Raw genomic sequence first — 15,375 nt, 5'->3', positions numbered from 1 at the left:
CCCCGCCCCGACGGTTCGCCGGGCCGACTATTCGATGAGTCACAAGGGTAGCCGCGCCCGTGGCGGGCGACTCGTCCGGGTCGCCCGGATTCCCGTTGCGCGGGTCACTCGGTGGGGTCGACGCCGGTGTCCAGACTGTCCCACAGGATCCGCTCACTGCCGGTGGGCTCGGCGTCGCCGCCGGCCGCCTCCCGGTCGCCGGCGGCCGCCTCCCGCCGCTGCCGCCGCTCGTGCTCGGCGAAGACCTTGCGCTCGAGTTCCTCCCGACGGGCCGCCGGCGACCGGTACTTGGTCGACATGCCCCCGCCGGATGCCGAGCGCAGCGCGAACACCGCGCCGGCGGCGACCAGGATCGCCCCGACCAGGACGATCCACGGCGCCCACTGGTTGACCGTCGTCAGGAGCACCCGATAGCGCGGCGCGAGTTCGATCGCGCGGGCCGCGTAGTCGGTGTTCACCGGGCTGGTCAGCATGGAGATCGCGGGGATCGCGGTCACCACCGCGCACACGGCGAGCAGCACCGCCAGGGCGCGCAGCGCCCAGCCGCGCAACGCCCACACGAGGGCGATCGCCGCGAGCAGCACCAGGGCCAGCGGGGCCAGCCAGGGGCTCCAGTCGGCGCCCTTGACGTCGAAGGTGCGCATCGGCGTCATGCCGTCGGTGGCGTCCACCCGCGCCCACCGCACCCGCGAGGCGACCCCGAGCGCGACCGCACCGCCCAGCAGCAGGACCGACGACACCGCCTTCACCCTGACCTCGGGGCGCATCACGACTTCCCCTCGCGTCCGAGGACGGACATCGTCTCGGCGGCGGCCACCGCGTTGAGGACGGCGGTGGCCTTGTTGCGCGCCTCGTTGTACTCGTAGTCGGCCCGACTGTCGGCGACGACGCCGCCGCCGGCCTGCACGTAGGCCTTGCCGTCGGTCAACAGGGCGGTGCGGATGGCGATCGCGGTGTCGGCGTCGCCGGCGAAGTCCAGGTAGCCCACGACACCGCCGTAGAGGCCGCGCCGGGTGATCTCGTGCTCCTCGATCAGCTCCATCGCGCGCACCTTGGGCGCCCCGGTGAGCGTGCCGGCCGGGAAGCAGGCGGTGACCGCGTCCAGGGCGGTCTTGTCCTCGCGCAGGCGACCGGACACGGTCGACACCAGGTGCATCACGTGGCTGTAGCGCTCGAGGCGGCGGTAGTCGCTGACCTTGACCGTCCCCGGCTCGCACACCCGGCCCAGGTCGTTGCGGCCGAGGTCGACGAGCATCAGGTGCTCGGCGTTCTCCTTCTCGTCGGCCAGCAGATCCTTGCCGAGCAGGAGGTCCTCCTCCTCGGTGGCACCGCGCCACCGGGTCCCGGCGATCGGGTGGGTGGTCGCGACGCGGTCGGTCACGGTGACGAGGGCTTCGGGCGAACTGCCCACGATGGTGACCGGGTGCTCCCCGGAGCCGACGGTGTCCGGCATCCGCAGCAGGTACATGTACGGGCTCGGGTTGGACGCGCGCAGCACCCGGTAGACGTCGAGCGGGTCGGCATCGGTGTCCATCTCGAACCGCATCGACGGCACGACCTGAAAGGCCTCGCCGGCCTCGATGTCGCCGACGAGCGTCTCGACGATCTCCCGGTACTCGGCCAGGCTCCGCTGCGAGGTGTAGTCGGGCGCCGGACGGTCGAAGACCCCGACGGTCGACGGCGCCGGCGCGGCGAGCGCCTCGGTCATCCGGTCCAGGCGGGCGACCGCGTCGGCATAGGCCTCGTCGACGCGCTCGTCGCTGCCGTTCCAGTTGACCGCGTTGGCGATCAGGGTGATGGTGCCCTCGTGGTGGTCGACGGCGGCCAGATCGGTGGCCAGCATCAGGAAGAGGTCGGGCAGGCCCAAGTCGTCGACCGTCGTCTCCGGCAGCCGCTCGAGCCGGCGCACCAGGTCGTAGGCGAGGAAGCCGACGAATCCGCCGGTGAGCGGGGGCATGTCCGGCAGCGGGTCGGTCGCCAACAGCCTCAGTGAGGCCTCCAGCGCCTCGAGCGGGTCGCCGCCGGTCGGGGCCCCGGCCGGGGCGCTGCCCCACCAGCTGGCCTCGCCGTCGACGACGGTCAGCGCGGCCGGCGACCCGGCCCCGATGAAGGACCAGCGCGACCACGACCGGCCGTTCTCGGCCGACTCCAGCAGGAAGGTTCCCGGACGGTCGCCCGCCAGCTTCGCGTAGGCCGACAACGGTGTTTCGCCGTCGGCGAGGACGCGACGCGTGACCGGGACGACGCGGTGGTCGACGGCGAGATTGCGGAACTGGTCGAGCGTCGTGGTGGTGAGGTGGGCGTGTCGGCTCATCCGAGTGGCTCGCCCCCGACGCCCCAATGGCTGCGCGGCACCTCGGTGATGGTCACCCACACCGCGTCCGGGTTCTTGCCGGTGGCGCGGGCGTACGCCTCGGTGACCGCGGCGATGGTCTCGCGCTTGATGGCGTCGGACAGGCCCGGGGTCTGCGAGATCTGGATCAGCGGCATGTCGTTCACTCCTTCTCGGGCAGCAGTTCGTCGGTGTCGAAGCAGCTGTGGTTGCCGGTGTGGCAGGCCGGGCCGGTCTGCTCGACGACCAGCAGCACGGTGTCGCCGTCGCAGTCGAGTCGGACCGACTTCACCCGCTGCGTGTGGCCACTGGTCTCCCCCTTCACCCAGTACTGCTGGCGTGAGCGGGAGAAATAGGTCGCGGCCCCGGTGGCCAGGGTGCGGGCGAGGGCGGTGTCGTCCATCCAGGCCTGCATGAGGACGATACCGGTGCCCTCTTCCTGGGCGACAGCCGCGATCAACCCGTCGGCGTTGCGCTTGAGCCGCGCCGCGATCGCCGGGTCCAGCCGATCGGTCGAATCGCTCATGCCGTCCCTCCGCTGGCCATGCCGGTGGTCCGCACGGTGATCCCCGCATCGGCCATCGCCGTCTTGACCTGACCGATCGTCAGTTCGCCGAAGTGGAACACCGACGCGGCCAGCACCGCGTCGGCGCCGGCACGCACGGCCGGCGCGAAGTCCTCGACCCTCCCGGCGCCGCCGCTGGCGATCACGGGAACGTCGACGACGGCGCGCACCGCGGTCAGCATGGCCAGGTCGAACCCGGCCTTGGTTCCGTCGGCGTCCATCGAGTTGAGCAGGATCTCCCCCACCCCGAGGTCCTGGCCCCGGCGCGCCCACTCGAGCGCGTCGATGCCGGTGCCGCGCCGCCCCCCGTGCGTGGTGACCTCCCACCCCGAGGCGGTGGGCTTCTCGCCCGCCGGCACGGTGCGCGCGTCGACCGACAACACGATGCACTGCGACCCGAACCGTTGGCTCATCTCGTTCAGCACCCCCGGACGGGCGATCGCCGCGGTGTTGACGCTCACCTTGTCGGCGCCGGCGCGCAGCATCGCGTCGACGTCGGCGACCTCGCGGATACCGCCGCCGACGGTCAGCGGGATGAAGATCTCATCGGCCGTCCGTTTGACCACGTCGATCATCGTGCGGCGACCGGAGCTGGAGGCGGTGACGTCCAGGAAGGTCAGCTCGTCGGCGCCTTCAGCGTTGTAGCGCGCGGCGAGCTCGACGGGGTCGCCCGCATCGCGCAGGTTCTCGAAGTTGACGCCCTTGACCACGCGCCCGTCGTCGACGTCCAGGCACGGGATCACGCGGACCGCGACACTCATCGGACCTCCCAGTCTTGTCCGGTCACTTCGTCGACCAGGTCGATCAACTCGCCGTGCAGGCCGGGCGCCGCCCCGACGAGCGAGGGCGAGGCCACCGTCCACGGATCGCCGGCCAGGTCGGTGACGACTCCGCCGGCCGCGCGCACCAGGGCGGCACCGGCCGCGTTGTCCCACGCGTGCCGGCCGAAGGTGATCGCGCCCGCATAGGTTCCGGCCGCGGTGAACGCGAGGTCGACGCCGATGCTGCCCGACATCCGCAGTTTGCCGGCGCGTCCACTCAGCTCGGCGAGCACCTGGATGCGCTTGGCCCCCGGGTAGCGCCCCCTCGACCGCACGTTGAAGGACCCGAATCCCAGCGCGGCATCGGCCAGTTCCACCGGCGCCATCGGCGGGACGGGCGCCCCGTTTCGGGTCACCCCCTCGCCCACGACGCCGACGTAGCGCTGGTCCAGCAGGGGCAGCCACGTCAGCCCGGCGAGCGCCTGGCCGTCGCCGCACAGTCCGACGAGGATGCCCGTCATCGGGTTGCCGGTCGAGTAGTTGAAGGTGCCGTCGATGGGGTCGATAACCCACAGCAGCCCCTCGTCGACGGGCGGGCCGCCGAACTCCTCACCGTGGCAGGGCAGCCCGGTCTGCCGGGTCAGCTCCTCGCACAGGAACCGTTCCAGGTCGAGGTCGACCTGGGTGGCGAAGTCGGTGCGCCCCTTGGTGACGACTCCCGGGGCGCCCACCCCGGCGACGAACTGCGGCACCGCCGCGTCCAGGATCGTCGCGGCGGTGTCGGTGAGTCGGGTCAGGTCGGTGCCCGGGATCTCGGCCATCAGCGGTCCTCGCGCACCGCCGCGAGGGCCTGCGGCAGGGTGAACCGACCGGCGTAGAGCGCCTTGCCGATGATCGCGCCCTCGATCCCCTCGTCGACGAGCCCGGCGATGGCGGTGAGGTCGGCGAGCTCGGAGATGCCCCCGGAGGCGACGACGGGGGCGTCGGTGTTGGCCGCTACCTCGCGCAACAGCTTCAGGTTCGGCCCGGACAGCGTGCCGTCTTTGGAGACGTCGGTGACGACGTAGCGGGCGCACCCGTCGGCGTCCAGGCGCGCGAGGGTCTCCCACAGGTCGCCCCCCTCGGTGACCCAGCCGCGTCCGCGCAGCTTCCACGAGTCCCCGTCGGCGGTGACGTCCAGGCCGACGGCGATCTTGTCGCCGTACTCGGCGATCGCCTCGGCACACCACCGCGGGTTCTCGATGGCGGCGGTGCCCAGATTCACGCGCTTGCAGCCGGTGGCCAGCGCCGCGGCCAGCGAGGCGTCGTCGCGGATCCCCCCGGAGAGTTCGACGGCGACGTCGAGTTCGGCGATCACGTCGGCCAGCAGGGCGCGGTTGTCGCCGCGCCCGAAGGCCGCATCGAGGTCGACCATGTGCACCCACTGCGCACCGTCGCGCTGCCAGGCGAGCGCGGCGTCGCGCGGCGAGCCGTACGACGTCTCGGTCCCGGCCGCGCCGCGCAGCAGGCGGACGGCCTGACCGTCGGCGACGTCGACGGCGGGGAGCAGTTCCAGGGTGGCCATGGGTGGCGGTGTTCCTATCGGTGGTTCGGATCGGCGGGCGGGTTGTCGGCCTCGCGGAGGGAGCGCGCGGCCTTGTCGACGGTGCGGTTGGCGACGAAGCCGATCGCCGCGACGATACCGACGATGGCTGCCAGCGCGACGATCAGACCCAGCCACCGGTGCACGTTGGACGCCAACCAGATCAACGGCAGGGACACGACCAGCACCGCCAGCCCGGCCGACAACGAGGCGAGCGCCAGTTTGATGAAGGAAAATCCCGCTCCACCGCTCATGACAGTCCTCCGCACCAATTGGCCAGCAGCGCCAGACCGACGTCGCCGGACTTCTCCGGGTGGAACTGGGTCGCCGACAGTGCGCCGTTCTCCACCGCGGCCAGGAATCGGGATCCGTGGGTCGCCCAGGTCAGCTTCGCCGCGGCGATCGGCGACGAGGAGTCCTCGCCCAGTTCCCAGTTCTGCGCCGCGTACGAGTGCACGAAGTAGAAGCGTTCGTCGGCGCCGATCCCGTCGAACAGGACCGAGCCGTCGGGCGCCTGTACGGTGTTCCACCCCATGTGCGGCAGCACCGGGGCGTCGAGCCGGGTCACCGCCCCGGGCCACTCGCCGCAACCGTCGGCCTCGACGCCGAACTCGACGCCGCGGGCGAACATGATCTGCATGCCGACGCAGATGCCCAGGACCGGGCGTCCGCCGGCCAGGCGGCGGCCCACGATCTGCGGTCCGCCGACCTGCTCGAAACCCTCCATACAGGCGGCGAACGCGCCGACACCGGGCACGACGAGACCGTCGCACTCGGCGGCCGCGCTCCGATCGGCGGTGACGGTGACCTGCGCGCCGACGTGTTCGAGTGCGCGCTGGGCCGACCGCAGGTTGCCCGAGCCGTAGTCGAGCACCGTCACCGACGGTCGACTCACAGGCTGCCCTTCGTCGACGGGACCCCGCTGACCCGCGGATCGGGCTCACAGGCCGCGCGCAGCGCGCGGGCCACAGCCTTGTACTCCGCCTCGGTGATGTGGTGCTGGTCACGGCCGTACTCGACCCGCACGTGCAGCGCGATGCGGGCGTTGAGCGCCAGCGACTCGAACACGTGCCGGTTGATGACGGTCGAATACGGCGCGCCGCGGCGGACCTCGCCGCCGGCCTCGGTCCGCTCCTCGACCCCGGGGATGATCGCGGTCAGCAGGTGCTCGGGCTCACCGGTGTGCACGAAATACGGGCGCCCGGAGACGTCGACGACGGCCTGCGCGAGCGTCTCGTCCATGGGGATCCACGCGTCACCGAAGCGACGGATGCCCTTCTTGTCACCGAGGGCCTGCGCAAAGGCCTGGCCGAGCACGATCGCGGTGTCCTCGACGGTGTGGTGCGCCTCGATCTCGATGTCGCCGCGCGCCGTCACCGAGAGGTCGAAGCTGCCGTGCTGGCCGAAGGCGGTCAACATGTGGTCGTAGAAGGGCACGCCGGTGTCGATGGCCGTCTGGCCGGTGCCGTCGATGTTCAGCTCGACGACGATCGACGACTCACGGGTGGTCCGTTCCACCTTCGCGGTGCGCTTACCGCTGTTACTCATCAGACCCTCACTAGGTCGGTCGGGGCCAGCGCCTCGCTGGCCCGCAGGAATGCGTCGTTCTCGGTGTCCAACCCGATCGTGACACGCAGACGACCGGGGATTCCCGGATCGCGGATCAACACGCCGACGTCCAGGTACCGCTTCCAGCTGGCCGCCGGATCGGTGAAGTCGCCGAACAGCACGAAGTTGGCATCCGACGGGGCGACGTCGTAGCCGAGTTCGCGCAGCCGGGCGACGACGCGCTCGCGCTCGGCGACGATGCTGGCCACCCCGGCCAGCGTCTCGTCGCGGTGGCGAAGGGCGGCCCGCGCCGCGGCCTGCGTCTGCACCGACAGGTGGTACGGCAGGCGCACGAGCAAGAGCGCATCGACGATCGCCGGCGCGGCGGCCAGATAACCGAGGCGACCGCCGGCGAACGCAAAGGCCTTGCTCATGGTGCGCGACACCACGACCTTCGCCGGATACCGGTCGATCAGCTCGACGGCACTGCGCTGGCCGCTGAACTCCGCGTAGGCCTCGTCCACGATGACGATGCCCGGCGCCGCCGCCGCGATGGCCTCCAGGTCGGCGTTCGGGATCGACGCCCCGGTCGGGTTGTTCGGCGAGGTGAGGAAGACGACGTCCGGCTGGACGCGCTCGATCTCCCCCAGCGCATAGTCAACGTCCAGGGAGAAGTCGTGCGCCCGCTTGGCCGCCACCCACGTCGTGTCCGTGCCGTCGGAGATGATCGGGTGCATCGAGTACGACGGCACGAAGCCCATCGCCGTCCGGCCCGGTCCGCCGAAGGCCTGCAACAGCTGTTGCAGGATCTCGTTCGAGCCGTTGGCCGCCCAGATGTTCTCCGTGCCCAGCGCGACGCCGGTCGCCTCCGACAGGTAGGCGGCCAGGTCCGCCCGCAGGGCCAGCGCGTCCCGGTCCGGGTAGCGGTGCAGCTGGGCCGCGGCCTCGCGCACCGATTCGGCGACGTCGTCGATCAACGCGCGGGACGGCGGGTGCGGGTTCTCGTTCGTGTTCAACTGGACCGGCACGTCGAGCTGCGGCGCCCCGTACGGCGTCTTGCCGCGAAGGTTCTCCCGCAGCGGCAGGTCGTCGAGCGTCGCCCGCTCGCCGGGAACGGCCACCCGTTCGGTGCTCACGACTCGCCCCGCGGCGCGGCGAAGCGCTGCTTGACGGCGTCGCCGTGCGCGGGGAGGTCCTCGGCGTCCGCGAGCGTGACGACCTTGTCGGCCACCGCGGCCAGCGCGGCCTGGTCATAGTCGATGACGTGCACGCCCTTGAGGAAGGTCTGCACCGACAGCCCGGAGGCGAACCGCGCCGACCCGGAGGTCGGGAGGACGTGGTTGGACCCGGCGCAGTAGTCGCCGAGACTGACCGGCGCATACGGCCCGACGAAGATCGCACCCGCGTTGCAGACCCGGTCGGCGACCGCGGACGCGTCGCGGGTCTGGATCTCCAGGTGCTCGGCGGCGTACTCGTCGACGACGCGCAAGCCGGCCTCGAGGTCGTCGACCAGGACGATGCCGGACTGCGGACCGGTGAGCGCGGTGGTGACGCGCTCGGTGTGCTTGGTGGCCGCGGCCTGTGCGGCGACGGCCTCGTCGACGGCGTCGGCGAGGGATTCGCTGTCGGTGACCAGCACCGAGGCGGCCATCACATCGTGCTCGGCCTGGCTGATCAGGTCGGCCGCGAGGTGGCCGGGATCGGCCGAGTCGTCGGCGAGGATGGCGATCTCGGTCGGCCCGGCCTCCGAGTCGATGCCGACCACGCCGCGCACCAGGCGCTTGGCCGCGGTGACGTAGATGTTGCCCGGCCCGGTGATCAGGTCGACCGGGTCGAGCTCGGCCGCATCGGTGTCCTCGCCGCCGTAGGCGAGCAGTGCGATGGCCTGGGCGCCGCCGACCGCCCACACCTCGTCGACGCCGAGCAGCGCACAGGCGGCGAGAATCGTCGGGTGCGGCCAGCCGCCGAAGTCGGCTTGCGGCGGCGAGGCGACGACGAGGGACTCGACCCCGGCCGCCTGGGCCGGCACGACGTTCATCACGACGCTCGACGGGTAGACCGCATTGCCGCCGGGCACGTACAGGCCCACGCGACGCACCGGGATCCACTTTTCGGCGACCGTGCCGCCGGGCGCGACCTGTGTCGTCGCGGTCGTGCGACGCTGATCGGCGTGGACCGCGCGGGCCCGGTCGATCGACTCGCGCAGTGCCGCCGTCACCGCCGGGTCCAGCTCGGCCGCGGCCTCGGCGATCACGGTGGCGGGGACGCGCACCGATGCCGGGCGAACCTTGTCGAACTTCTCGCCGTAGTCGAGCGCACCGGTGGCGCCATGGGCCTTGATGTCCTCGACGACCGGCGTGACCGTGGTCAGCACGGCGTTGACGTCGGTGCCTCCGCGGGGCAGCGCGCGTCGCAGCTGTGCTGCGGTCGGCGTCGTGCCGCGGAGGTCGGTGCGCGAGAGCATCGTGACTCCTGTGATTGTCCGGACGGGCTTTTACCAGGATATGCGGTCGGGCAAAGCGGTTTTCCGATCGCCCGGCTATCGGGCCTCGTAGCCTGATCGGCTATGACCCGACTCCTGCTCGTCCTGGCCGCCGTCGCACTCGTCGTGGCGGGGTGCGGCACGTCCGCCCCGACACCGGGCCACCCCGCCGACCGGCTGCTGGGCCGCGTCGAGCTGGATCGCGTTCTGGCGTCGTCGGGCACGGCGACGACCGGCCCCGAACGAGTCTCCGATGCGCCGATCCCGTGTGCGCCCGACGGCGACTGCCGGCCGCTGTTCCTGCGCGGCGAGGCGGCCTTCCCCGCCGGCTACGAGCAGTACACGGAGGTCTACTACCCGACCGGGTCGAACAACGCCGGAGTCGGGCAGTCGTTGGTGCGGTACGGCACGGCGGGGCGGTCGCGCGCCGCCTACGACCGGATCGTCACCGACCTGCTGGCCACCCGCGACCGCCACCTGTCCGGACAGGACAGGGACGGCGATCGTGCCGCGTGGCTCTGGTTGTCCGATGCGCCGACCATGCCCATCGGGCCGTTCCGGACCGCCTACGCGATCCGGTTGGTCGGCGACACCGTCGTGACGGCGGTGCTGCGCGCGCCCGACACCCGCGCGGTGCGCGACATCGTCGGCCGCATCCCCGTCGGGAGTTGACCGGTCACATGTCCAGGCCGAGGTCGAGCACGGTGACCGAGTGGGTCAGCGCACCGACCGCCAGATAGTCGACGCCGGTCTTGGCGTAGTCGGCGGCGACGTCGAGGGTCAGGCCGCCCGAGCTCTCCAGCTTGGTGTCCGGGGATTGCGCGTCGCGCCGGCTGACGGCCATCTGCGTCGCCCAGAGCTCGAAGTTGTCGAGCAACACCAGCGTCGGCTTGAGCGCGAGCACCTCGTCGAGCTGGTCGAGCGAGTCGACCTCGACCTCGACGGGGATGTCGGGGGCGGCCGCGCGGACCGCCTGCAGTGCCGCGGCGACGGACCCGGCCGCCACGACGTGGTTGTCCTTGATGAGCGCCTCGTCGCCCAACCCCATCCGGTGGTTCACGCCGCCACCGGCGCGCACCGCCGCCTTCTGCAGGAAGCGCAGTCCGGGCAGCGTCTTGCGCGAGTCGCGGATCCTGGCACCGGTCCCCTCGACCGCGTCCACCCACTCGGCGGTCGCGGTGGCGATCCCCGACAGGTGGCACAGCAGGTTCAACGCGGTGCGCTCGGCGGTGAGCAGCTCCCGCGTCGGGGCGCGCAGCGCGATGACCGTGTCACCCGGGGCGACCCGGTCACCGTCGGTGAGCTGCGCGGTCACCTCGTAGCGCCCGGCGCCGATCACCTCGTCGAAGACGGCCAGCGCCACCGGCACTCCGGCGACGACGCCGTTGGCGCGGCTCACGACCGCCGCCTGCGCGACCGCATCGGCCGGGACCGTCGCCATCGTGGTGACGTCCGGCCCGTAGCGCAGGTCCTCGTCGAGGGCGGTGCGGATCAGGGCCCGCACCTCGTCGGTGACGGCCTGCTGCTCGCTCATTCGCCCGAGCCGGGGTTGCCGATCGCGATCATCTTCTCGACGCTCGCGCGGGCCCGCTCGGCGACGTCGGGCGCGACGTCGACCTCGTCCTGACCGGTCACCAGGCAGCGCAGCAGCGCGGCCGGGGTGATCATCTTCATGTACGGGCACGACGCACGGCCGTTGACCGGCTGGAAGTCGACACCGGGGGCCGCCTTGCGCAGCTGGTGCAGCATGCCGATCTCGGTGGCCACCAGCACCTGCTTGGCGTTGGTCTCGCGCGCGGCGTCGAGCATGCCGCCGGTGGACAGGATCTTGACCTTCTCCTCCGGCACCGCTCCCTCGCCGGCGAGGTAGAGCGCCGAGGTGGCACAGCCGCACTCCGGGTGGATGAACAGGTCGGCGTCGGGGTGCGACTCGGCCTGGTCGGCCAGCTCGTCACCGTTGATGCCCGCGTGCACGTGGCACTCGCCCGCCCAGATGTGGATGTTGTCGCGGCCCGTCTCGCGCTTGACGTGCGCGCCGAGGAACTGGTCGGGCAGGAACAGCACGTCGCGGTCGGGGTCGATCGACGCCACGACGTCGACGGCGTTGCTCGACGTACAGCAGATGTCGGTCAGGCCCTTCACCTCGGCGGTCGTGTTCACGTAGGACACGACGACGGCGTCGGGAAACTCGTCCTTCCAGGCGCGCAGGTCGTCGGCGGTGATCGAGTCGGCCAGCGAACAGCCCGCCCGCGCGTCGGGGATCATGACGCGCTTGTCCGGACTGAGGATCTTGGCGGTCTCGGCCATGAAGTGGACGCCGCAGAAGATGATCTCGTCCTCGTCGGCCTCCGCCGCGATGCGCGACAGCGCCAGGGAGTCGCCGGTGTGGTCGGCGATGTCCTGGATGGCCGGGAGCTGGTAGTTGTGCGCGAGGATGGTCGCGTTGCGGGCCTTGGCGAGCCGGTGGACCTCCTCGGCCCACTCCGGGGTCGCCTCGACACCGGTGTAGCCCTCCGGGCCCTCGGTCCAGGACAGGCTGCTGCTGAAGTCTGTGGTGATGCTCATTACGGGTTCCTCCTTCGCCACCGGGCTGGGCGATTCAGGGTGTTTTCGACTATCGGTCGAAAACCTCGTCCATGGTAACACCCGAGACCTCCCCGCCATTCCCGCGAGCGGTCCGCGCGCCCTGACCGACACGACGGCCGGTCCCCCTATGATCGGCTCGTGGGCATCCCCGACGATTCGACTCCCGTGCACCTGGAAGTGCGCTCGGCGGTGCTGCGGGTCGGATCGACGGGGTCGCTGCCCGACCAACACCTGCAGGTCCTGCTGGTGCCCGCCGACGACGGCGCGTGGGCACTGCCCGGCGGGCCGATAGCCGGTGACGCCGACATCGCGGACACGGCTCTGGCCTGCCTGCGCGAACAAGCGGGGGCCGGCGACGTGGCCCACCTCGAGCAACTCGAGGTGTTCTCCGATCCACACCGGGTCCCGGGAGCGCGGACCGTTGCTTCGACCTACCTGGGCCTCGTCCGCCCGGATGCACCCGCCGACGGCTCGGCCTGGCACCCCGTCGATGCCCTCCCCCCGTTGATCGCCGACCACGCCGCCATCGTCACCGCCGCCCGGCAGCGCCTGGCCGGCAAGCTGTCGTACACGAACATCGCCTTCGCCCTGGCCCCAGCCGAGTTCCCGATGTCGGAGCTGTCGGAGATCTATGGCGCGGCGCTCGGCTACCCGGTCGACACGACGAACCTGCTGCGGATCCTGTCCCGGCGGGCCGTGATCACCGCGACCGGCGGCGTGCGGCGTACCCGCGGCGGCGGACGGCCGCCGGCCCTCTACCGGTTCACCGACGCGACACTGCGCGTCACAGACGAATTCGCGACGCTGCGACCGCCGCTGATGTGATCCGATTCGACGGATCCGTGGGCACGATCGACGAGATTCCGGGCACGCTCGACGAAATTCTGGGCACGCTCGGCGTTCAGGCGACGTCGTCGACGGGGATCGGCTCGGGGGTGTCGGCGCCGAGCGTCGGGCTGGCGGCGAGCAGCACCTGGAACAGGTAGGCCAGCAGGGCCATCGTCGGCATCAGGACCAGGAGGATCCCGGGCGCCCCGACGGCACCGTCGGCCGGCGCCCCCATCCAGAGTTTGGGCCCGGTGAGGAAGGTCTGGCCGACGTCCAGCTTGGCCGGGTCGGGCAGACGTGCCCGGAGGGTCGCCAGCGCGACCTCGATCGCCAACCCCGACACCACGACCGTCGTCGCCGCGAGCACAACGGCACCCAGGGGCCCGCGCCAGGTTCGCGCCATCCACCAGAACGCCGATCCGGCGACGACGCCCAGCAGCATCAGGCCCAGCGCGAACCAGCCGATGCCGTCGAAGTACTTGCCCAGCTGCTCGGACGGGACGCCGGCGAACCCCCGCCGCTCGACGACGCCGGTGGGCATCGGTGCGGCCATCGCCCAGACGATTGCGGCGATCACGGCCGCGACGGCCAGACCGAGGACCGCGCGGATCAGCTCGCGGGGCACCAGCCGGTTGGCCCGCAGGGCGGTCGCGGCGTCGCGCGGCCCCACCGGTTGGAGCGGATACGGGCCGGGGGCCAGGATCTGCGGGTCGCTCATCGCTGCTCCAATTCGGTCGAATCCACCTCGCCGTGTCGCGAGCAGCGGGCGCGCCAGCCGTCCGGCCGGACCTGCACGACCATCCGCCGGCCGCACTGCCCGCAGTAGCGCGGCGGCTCCAGGCCGAGTCGCGCGGTGGGCGGCACGGCGTCCTCGCTCTGCAACTCGGTCTCGATACCGGTGTACACCCCGTAGCGGTGCGGGGCGTCCAGCGGCCCGGAGACGGGCGGCGGGGCGGTGTCGGCCGGACTCATCGGGCTAGATGGTGTCGTTGAGCGCCTTGATCGGCATCGACAGGTCGTCGAGCAGATCGAGGTCGGCCTCGGCCGGACGGCCCAGAGTGGTCAGGTAGTTGCCGACGATCACGGCGTTGATGCCGCCCAGGATGCCCTGCTGGGCGCCCAGGTCGCCGAGGGTGATCTCCCGGCCCCCGGCGAACCGCAGGATGGTCCGCGGCAGCGCGAGGCGGAAGGCGGCGACGGCCTTGAGTGCCTCGGACGCGGGCAGCACCTCGAGATCGCCGAAGGGGGTTCCCGGGCGCGGGTTGAGGAAGTTGAGCGGCACCTCGTCGGGCTCGAGCTCGGCCAGGTTCGCGGCGAACTCGGCGCGCTGCTCGAGCGACTCGCCCATGCCGAGGATGCCGCCGCAGCAGACCTCCATGCCGGCGTCGCGGACCATGCGCAGCGTGTCCCAGCGCTCCTCCCACGTGTGGGTGGTGACGACGTTCGGGAAGTGCGACCGCGCGGTCTCCAGGTTGTGGTTGTAGCGGTGCACGCCCATGGCCGCCAACTCGTCGACCTGCTCCTGGGTCAGCATGCCCAGGCTGCACGCGATCTGGATGTCGACCTCGTTGCGGATCGCCTCAATACCGGCCGCGACCTGACTCATCAGTCGCTTGTCCGGCCCGCGGACGGCCGCGACGATGCAGAACTCGGTGGCCCCGGTCTTCGCGGTCTGCTTGGCCGCCTCGACCAACGACGGGATGTCGATCCACGCGCTGCGCACCGGCGAGGCGAACAGGCCCGACTGGGAGCAGAAGTGGCAGTCCTCGGGGCAGCCGCCGGTCTTGAGCGAGATGATGCCCTCGACCTCGACCTCGGGACCGCACCAGCGCATCCGCACGTCGTGGGCCAGGGCGAGGACCTCCTCGAGTCGGTCGTCGGGCAGCTGGAGCACGGCCAGCACCTGGTCGCGGGTCAGTCCCTCGCCGCGCTCGAGCACCTGCTCGCGCGCGACGGCCAGGATGTCACCGGCGTCGGCGGCTGGGCTGCTCGCGGTGGTGGAAGCTGAGGTCACGATGGGACTCCTTCGTCTGTTCGGCGGTCGGATTGCGGTGGATTGGGTTGCGGTGGAACCCAGTCGGGGTCGAACCAGTGGGGGGCTCGCTCCAGGAATTCCTCGCGCGGCAGCGCACCGACGCCTTCGGGCAGCGTACCGATGAGCGGCACATCGGTCACGCGCGGCAAGTCCCGGGCGTTGCACCGCATCGCGAGATCGGGGTCGGCGGGCCAGGATCCGATGATGAGCCCGGCGGGCACCAGTCCGCGCGCCCGGATGGCGGCGACGGTGAGCTCGGCGTGGTTGAGGGCACCGAGGGCGGGAGAGGCGACGACCACCACGGGCGCTCCCGCGTCGGCGGCCACGTCGAGGATCGTCAGCGGTCCCGACGACCCGCCGGTCTCCGCCAATCGCACGAGGACTCCACCGGCGCCCTCGACGAGGGTTGCGTCGTTCGTCGCGGCGACCTCGGCGACGGCCGTCCGCACATCCTCGCGCCGCAGCTGCGGCAGACTCGCCCGGCGTGCCGCGACGTCCGGTGCGAGTGGCTCCGGGTAGCGCGCGCACTCGACGGGGGTGACCGGTCCGGACAGTCGTTGGACCTGTGCCAGATCGGCGGGCGTCGAGGCATCGACGCCGGTCTGCGCGGGCTTGACGACGGCGATGCGGCGCGCGCCGCGGGAGCGGGCCCGGGC

General features: G+C 71.7%; 20 protein-coding genes. 2 read left to right on the top strand and 18 right to left on the bottom strand.

Annotated features, from left to right (window positions below):
- Positions 1-104: 104 nt before the first annotated feature.
- Genes QM634_RS12375 through hisD form a run of 12 tightly spaced genes read right to left on the bottom strand, consistent with a single transcriptional unit; the run spans position 105 to position 9,252 of the window.
- Entirely contained in the window at positions 105-767 is a 663-nt protein-coding gene (locus tag QM634_RS12375) for a TIGR02234 family membrane protein (RefSeq protein WP_415043081.1), read from the bottom strand.
- The gene (locus QM634_RS12370; protein WP_415043080.1) at positions 767-2,314 is read right to left on the bottom strand and encodes an anthranilate synthase component I; all 1,548 of its coding nucleotides are present in this window, start codon (positions 2,312-2,314) and stop codon (positions 767-769) included. The genes QM634_RS12375 and QM634_RS12370 overlap by 1 nt, the downstream gene beginning before the upstream one ends.
- Positions 2,311-2,490: a tautomerase family protein gene (locus QM634_RS12365; RefSeq protein WP_415043079.1), complete on the bottom strand. Its 180-nt coding sequence runs from the start codon at positions 2,488-2,490 to the stop codon at positions 2,311-2,313. Before QM634_RS12365 ends, QM634_RS12370 begins: the two co-directional genes overlap by 4 nt.
- Before the next feature lie 5 nt (positions 2,491-2,495).
- The gene (gene hisI / locus QM634_RS12360) at positions 2,496-2,858 is read right to left on the bottom strand and encodes a phosphoribosyl-AMP cyclohydrolase (RefSeq protein ID WP_415043078.1); all 363 of its coding nucleotides are present in this window, start codon (positions 2,856-2,858) and stop codon (positions 2,496-2,498) included.
- Positions 2,855-3,658, bottom strand: coding sequence for an imidazole glycerol phosphate synthase subunit HisF (gene hisF, locus QM634_RS12355; protein WP_415043077.1), 804 nt, complete (start codon positions 3,656-3,658; stop codon positions 2,855-2,857). Before hisF ends, hisI begins: the two co-directional genes overlap by 4 nt.
- The gene (locus tag QM634_RS12350; protein WP_415043076.1) at positions 3,655-4,479 is read right to left on the bottom strand and encodes an inositol monophosphatase family protein; all 825 of its coding nucleotides are present in this window, start codon (positions 4,477-4,479) and stop codon (positions 3,655-3,657) included. The genes hisF and QM634_RS12350 overlap by 4 nt, the downstream gene beginning before the upstream one ends.
- On the bottom strand, positions 4,479-5,222 hold the full coding sequence (priA, locus tag QM634_RS12345) for a bifunctional 1-(5-phosphoribosyl)-5-((5-phosphoribosylamino)methylideneamino)imidazole-4-carboxamide isomerase/phosphoribosylanthranilate isomerase PriA (protein ID WP_415043075.1): 744 nt from the start codon (positions 5,220-5,222) through the stop codon (positions 4,479-4,481). The genes QM634_RS12350 and priA overlap by 1 nt, the downstream gene beginning before the upstream one ends.
- 14 nt (positions 5,223-5,236) lie before the next feature.
- Positions 5,237-5,494, bottom strand: a complete 258-nt coding sequence (locus QM634_RS12340; protein ID WP_415043074.1) for a hypothetical protein — start codon at positions 5,492-5,494, stop codon at positions 5,237-5,239.
- The gene (gene hisH / locus QM634_RS12335) at positions 5,491-6,135 is read right to left on the bottom strand and encodes an imidazole glycerol phosphate synthase subunit HisH (RefSeq protein ID WP_415043073.1); all 645 of its coding nucleotides are present in this window, start codon (positions 6,133-6,135) and stop codon (positions 5,491-5,493) included. Before hisH ends, QM634_RS12340 begins: the two co-directional genes overlap by 4 nt.
- A complete protein-coding gene (gene hisB, locus QM634_RS12330) occupies positions 6,132-6,788 on the bottom strand; it encodes an imidazoleglycerol-phosphate dehydratase HisB (protein ID WP_415043072.1) in 657 nt (218 codons plus the stop codon). The genes hisH and hisB overlap by 4 nt, the downstream gene beginning before the upstream one ends.
- Positions 6,788-7,924, bottom strand: a complete 1,137-nt coding sequence (locus tag QM634_RS12325) for a histidinol-phosphate transaminase (protein WP_415043071.1) — start codon at positions 7,922-7,924, stop codon at positions 6,788-6,790. Before QM634_RS12325 ends, hisB begins: the two co-directional genes overlap by 1 nt.
- Positions 7,921-9,252: a histidinol dehydrogenase gene (hisD, locus tag QM634_RS12320; protein ID WP_415043070.1), complete on the bottom strand. Its 1,332-nt coding sequence runs from the start codon at positions 9,250-9,252 to the stop codon at positions 7,921-7,923. Before hisD ends, QM634_RS12325 begins: the two co-directional genes overlap by 4 nt.
- A gap of 102 nt (positions 9,253-9,354) precedes the next feature.
- Here hisD and QM634_RS12315 point away from each other — a divergent pair, with 102 nt between their 5' ends.
- Positions 9,355-9,942, top strand: coding sequence for a hypothetical protein (locus QM634_RS12315; RefSeq protein ID WP_415043069.1), 588 nt, complete (start codon positions 9,355-9,357; stop codon positions 9,940-9,942).
- Between the two features lie 4 nt (positions 9,943-9,946).
- Here QM634_RS12315 and nadC read toward each other — a convergent pair whose 3' ends face one another.
- Positions 9,947-10,804 (bottom strand): carboxylating nicotinate-nucleotide diphosphorylase, encoded by an 858-nt coding sequence (nadC, locus tag QM634_RS12310; protein ID WP_415043068.1) that lies wholly within the window; start codon positions 10,802-10,804, stop codon positions 9,947-9,949.
- A complete protein-coding gene (gene nadA, locus QM634_RS12305; protein WP_415043067.1) occupies positions 10,801-11,835 on the bottom strand; it encodes a quinolinate synthase NadA in 1,035 nt (344 codons plus the stop codon). Before nadA ends, nadC begins: the two co-directional genes overlap by 4 nt.
- Positions 11,836-11,994: 159 nt before the next feature.
- Here nadA and QM634_RS12300 point away from each other — a divergent pair, with 159 nt between their 5' ends.
- The gene (locus QM634_RS12300) at positions 11,995-12,681 is read left to right on the top strand and encodes an NUDIX hydrolase (RefSeq protein WP_415043066.1); all 687 of its coding nucleotides are present in this window, start codon (positions 11,995-11,997) and stop codon (positions 12,679-12,681) included.
- A 76-nt stretch (positions 12,682-12,757) separates the two neighbouring features.
- Here QM634_RS12300 and QM634_RS12295 read toward each other — a convergent pair whose 3' ends face one another.
- The 4 genes from QM634_RS12295 to bioD all read right to left on the bottom strand — a co-directional run.
- A complete protein-coding gene (locus tag QM634_RS12295) occupies positions 12,758-13,402 on the bottom strand; it encodes a hypothetical protein (protein WP_415043065.1) in 645 nt (214 codons plus the stop codon).
- Complete coding sequence (locus tag QM634_RS12290) at positions 13,399-13,656, bottom strand: hypothetical protein (protein WP_415043064.1); 258 nt, start codon at positions 13,654-13,656, stop codon at positions 13,399-13,401. Before QM634_RS12290 ends, QM634_RS12295 begins: the two co-directional genes overlap by 4 nt.
- A 4-nt stretch (positions 13,657-13,660) precedes the next feature.
- On the bottom strand, positions 13,661-14,698 hold the full coding sequence (gene bioB, locus QM634_RS12285; protein WP_415043063.1) for a biotin synthase BioB: 1,038 nt from the start codon (positions 14,696-14,698) through the stop codon (positions 13,661-13,663).
- Positions 14,695-15,375, bottom strand: a 681-nt coding sequence (gene bioD, locus QM634_RS12280; RefSeq protein WP_415043062.1) for an ATP-dependent dethiobiotin synthetase BioD, incomplete at its 5' end; no start/stop codon positions are given. The genes bioD and bioB, both read right to left, overlap by 4 nt.

This window comes from Gordonia sp. (in: high G+C Gram-positive bacteria) (genome assembly GCF_047606305.1).
Classification (GTDB): Bacteria; Actinomycetota; Actinomycetes; order Mycobacteriales; family Mycobacteriaceae; genus Gordonia.
This window is presented reverse-complemented; position numbering and strand designations above follow the sequence as displayed.

Coding starts and splice junctions, on each gene's coding strand:
- QM634_RS12375 (WP_415043081.1), bottom strand. CDS start 767: ATGCGCCCCGAGGTCAGGGTGAAGGCGGTGTCGTCGGTCCTGCTGCTG.
- QM634_RS12370 (WP_415043080.1), bottom strand. CDS start 2,314: ATGAGCCGACACGCCCACCTCACCACCACGACGCTCGACCAGTTCCGC.
- QM634_RS12365 (WP_415043079.1), bottom strand. CDS start 2,490: ATGCCGCTGATCCAGATCTCGCAGACCCCGGGCCTGTCCGACGCCATC.
- hisI (WP_415043078.1), bottom strand. CDS start 2,858: ATGAGCGATTCGACCGATCGGCTGGACCCGGCGATCGCGGCGCGGCTC.
- hisF (WP_415043077.1), bottom strand. CDS start 3,658: ATGAGTGTCGCGGTCCGCGTGATCCCGTGCCTGGACGTCGACGACGGG.
- QM634_RS12350 (WP_415043076.1), bottom strand. CDS start 4,479: ATGGCCGAGATCCCGGGCACCGACCTGACCCGACTCACCGACACCGCC.
- priA (WP_415043075.1), bottom strand. CDS start 5,222: ATGGCCACCCTGGAACTGCTCCCCGCCGTCGACGTCGCCGACGGTCAG.
- QM634_RS12340 (WP_415043074.1), bottom strand. CDS start 5,494: ATGAGCGGTGGAGCGGGATTTTCCTTCATCAAACTGGCGCTCGCCTCG.
- hisB (WP_415043072.1), bottom strand. CDS start 6,788: ATGAGTAACAGCGGTAAGCGCACCGCGAAGGTGGAACGGACCACCCGT.
- hisD (WP_415043070.1), bottom strand. CDS start 9,252: ATGCTCTCGCGCACCGACCTCCGCGGCACGACGCCGACCGCAGCACAG.
- QM634_RS12315 (WP_415043069.1), top strand. CDS start 9,355: ATGACCCGACTCCTGCTCGTCCTGGCCGCCGTCGCACTCGTCGTGGCG.
- nadC (WP_415043068.1), bottom strand. CDS start 10,804: ATGAGCGAGCAGCAGGCCGTCACCGACGAGGTGCGGGCCCTGATCCGC.
- nadA (WP_415043067.1), bottom strand. CDS start 11,835: ATGAGCATCACCACAGACTTCAGCAGCAGCCTGTCCTGGACCGAGGGC.
- QM634_RS12295 (WP_415043065.1), bottom strand. CDS start 13,402: ATGAGCGACCCGCAGATCCTGGCCCCCGGCCCGTATCCGCTCCAACCG.
- QM634_RS12290 (WP_415043064.1), bottom strand. CDS start 13,656: ATGAGTCCGGCCGACACCGCCCCGCCGCCCGTCTCCGGGCCGCTGGAC.